Source organism: Hyphomicrobium sp. (assembly GCF_020852195.1).
GTDB lineage: Bacteria > Pseudomonadota > Alphaproteobacteria > Rhizobiales > Hyphomicrobiaceae > Hyphomicrobium_C.
Genome location: NZ_JADZBI010000211.1, coordinates 1 through 3,255 on the forward strand (window position 1 = coordinate 1; position 3,255 = coordinate 3,255).

At 65.3% G+C, this 3,255-nt stretch carries 3 protein-coding genes; all 3 read right to left on the minus strand.

Annotation, left to right across the window (positions count from 1 at the left end):
- On the minus strand, positions 1 to 530 hold a 530-nt coding region (locus IT540_RS17690), incomplete at its 3' end, for a proton-conducting transporter membrane subunit (protein ID WP_291180900.1).
- Positions 531 to 544: 14 nt separating this feature from the next.
- On the minus strand, positions 545 to 2,047 hold the full coding sequence (locus IT540_RS17695; RefSeq protein WP_291180902.1) for an NADH-quinone oxidoreductase subunit M: 1,503 nt from the start codon (positions 2,045 to 2,047) through the stop codon (positions 545 to 547).
- A partial coding sequence (locus IT540_RS17700; RefSeq protein WP_291180903.1) for an NADH-quinone oxidoreductase subunit L occupies positions 2,044 to 3,255 on the minus strand: 1,212 nt, incomplete at its 5' end. The genes IT540_RS17695 and IT540_RS17700, both read right to left, overlap by 4 nt.

Here is a 3,255-nt window from a genome sequence, read left to right on the forward strand (position 1 = left end):
GAGGCGCCGTAGAGCAGCATGCCCGAGGAGAGCGCGCCGAGCACGAAATACTTCATTCCGGCCTCGCTCGAGCGGACGTCGTCGCGGCGGACGGCGGCCAGCACGTAGAGCGCGAGGCTCTGCAGCTCGATGCCGAGGTAGAGGGCGAGCAGGTCGCCCGCCGAGACCATCATCATCATGCCCACGGTGGCGAGCAGGATGAGGACCGGGACTTCGTAGCGGTCGACATGAGCGCGCCGCAGGTCGTCGAACGACAGCAGGATAGTGGCGGCCGAGCCCGCGAGCACGAGCAGCTTCACGAAGCGCGCGAAGGCGTCCGAAACGAAGGCGTCGTTGAAGGCGCGCTCGGTGCCGCCCTGGGTGAGCAACGCGGCGCCGCTCGCGAACAGGATCAGGATGGCGAGCCAGCCGGCGCGCTCGGCGCGGTTCTCCGTGGCTCCGCCGAAGGCCTCGATCATCAGCAGCGCCATGGCGCCGACCGCGAGCACGATCTCTGGCAGGGCGGCGAGGTAGCTCACGGGCTCGGGCATGGGCCAGGGATCCTTTACTGCGGGACGGCGGCAGCAGCAGCCGCCTGGCTTGCGGCCTCGAGCGAGCCCACGAGCGCCTTCACGGAGACGGCCGTCACGTCGAGAATTGGGGCGGGGTAGAAGCCGAATAGGATGGTGAGCAGCACCAGCGGCACCAGGATCGCGATCTCGCGCGGGTTGACGTCGGTGATCGCCTTGAGCGACGGCTTCTCGAGCGGGCCGAACACGACACGCCGGTAGAGATAGAGCGCGTAGGCCGCCGAGAGGATGACGCCGCTGGTGGCGAAGAAAGCGACGTAGGTGTTGACCTTGAAAGAGGCGAGCAGCGTCAGGAACTCGCCGACGAAGCCCGAGGTGCCGGGCAGTCCGACATTGCCCATGGTGAAGACCATGAAGATCACGGCGTAGATCGGCATGCGCTCGACGAGGCCGCCGTAGGCTGCGATCTCGCGCGTGTGCAGGCGGTCGTAGACGACTCCGACGCAGAGGAACAGCGCCGAGGAGATGAGCCCGTGCGACAGCATCTGGAAGATGGCGCCGTCGATGCCCTGCTGCGTGAAGGTGAAGATGCCCATGGTCACGAAGCCCATGTGGGCAACCGACGAATAGGCGATCAGCTTCTTCATGTCCTCCTGCACGAGCGCAATCAACGAAGTGGCGACGATGGCGATAACGGAGAGCGCGAACACCAGGGGCGCCAGTTGCGCGCTAGCGTCCGGGAACATCGGCAGCGAGAAGCGCAGGAAGCCGTAGCCGCCCATCTTGAGCAGGATGCCGGCAAGGATGACGGAGCCGGCGGTCGGTGCCTCGACGTGCGCGTCCGGCAGCCAGGTGTGCACTGGCCACATGGGCATCTTGACCGCGAACGAGGCGAAGAACGCGAGCCACAGCCAGAACTGCATGTCGGGCGGGAACTTGGTCGTCATCAGCGTCGGGATGTCGGTGGTGCCGGCGTGCCAGTACATAGCCATCATGGCGAGCAGCATCAGCACCGAGCCCAGGAACGTGTAGAGGAAGAACTTGAAGCTCGCGTAGACGCGGCGCGGCCCGCCCCAAACGCCGATGATGAGGAACATCGGGATCAGGCCGCCCTCGAAGAACAGGTAGAACAGCACGAGGTCGAGCGCGCAGAAGACGCCGATCATCAGCGTCTCGAGCACCAGGAACGCAATCATGTACTCCTTAACGCGGTCCTCGATGGCGTCCCACGAGGCCAGGATGCAGAGCGGCATCAGGAACGTGGTCAGGATCACGAACAGCATCGAGATGCCGTCGACGCCCATCTTGTACTTGATGGGGCCGAGCCAGTCGCGCTCCTCGACGAACTGGAAGCCGGCCGTCGTGGGATCGAAGTTGATCCAGATGAGGAGCGAGATCACGAACGTGATCAGCGTCGTCCAGAGTGCCGTGTAGCGGATGTTCTGCACCGCCTCGCGCGAGAGGAAGGCGATGAACAGCGCGCCCGCCAGCGGCAGGAACGTCACCAGCGAGAGAATGGGAGCACCCGAAAGGTTCATGGCGTGCCCCCGCCGGCCAGGATGAAGTAGGTGAGGATGGCCGCGACGCCGATCAGCATGGCGAAGGCGTAGTGGTACACGTAGCCAGTCTGGAGGCGAATGATGCGCCCCGTGCCCCACAGCACGCTCTTGGCCGTGCCGTCGATGGTGCCGTCGATGACGGAGCCGTCGATGCCCTTCCACAGGAAGCGGCCGATGGCGAAGGCCGGGCGCACGAAGATGCGGTCATAGAGCTCGTCGAAGTACCACTTGTTCAGGAGGAACAGGTAGACGGGCTTGAAAGCGCGGGCCGTGGCCGCAGGCAGGCCAGGTGCGAGCACGTAGTAGAGCACCGCCAGCGCGAAGCCGGACAGCATTGCCAGCGTCGGCGACCACATCACCCACTCGGGTACCTCGTGCATGTGGTGGCGGATGTCCTTGCCGGGCGCCTCGAACAACGCGGCACGCCAGAAATCCGCGTACCCCTCGCCGATGAAGAATTGAGTGAAGGCGATGCCGGCGAACACGGCGCCTGCGGCCAGCACGAGAAGCGGGATCAGCATGACCCACGGGCTCTCGTGGGCGTGGTCGTAGGTGTGGTGATCGGCGCGGGTTTTCCCGTGGAAGGTGAGGAAGATCAGCCGCCACGAGTAGAACGATGTCATGAAGGCCGCGACCACGAGCCCCCAGAACGCGAAGTTGCTTGGCGTGTGGGCGGCGTATGCGGCCTCGACAATGGCGTCCTTGGAGTGGAAGCCGGCGAAGCCCGCGAGATGCGGGATGCCGACGCCGGTCAGCGCCAGCGTGCCGATCAGCATCATGATCCAGGTGATGGGCAGCTTCTTCGCGAGCCCGCCCATGCGGCGCATGTCCTGCTCATGGTGCATGCCGTGGATGACGGAGCCGGCGCCGAGGAACAGCAGCGCCTTGAAGAAGGCGTGCGTGAAAAGGTGGAAGATGCCGGCCGAGTAGGCGCCGACACCACAGGCAACGAACATGTAGCCGAGCTGCGAGCACGTGGAATAGGCGATCACGCGCTTGATGTCGTTCTGCACGAGGCCGACGGTGGCGGCGAAGAAGGCCGTAATGGTGCCGATCAGGACCACGACCTCGAGCGCCGTCGGCGCCAGCTCGAAGATCGGCGACAGGCGCGCGACCATGAACACACCGGCCGTCACCATGGTTGCGGCGTGGATGAGAGCCGAGACCGGCGTCGGGCCTTCCATGGC

Coding starts and splice junctions, on each gene's coding strand:
- IT540_RS17695 (WP_291180902.1), bottom strand. CDS start 2,047: ATGAACCTTTCGGGTGCTCCCATTCTCTCGCTGGTGACGTTCCTGCCG.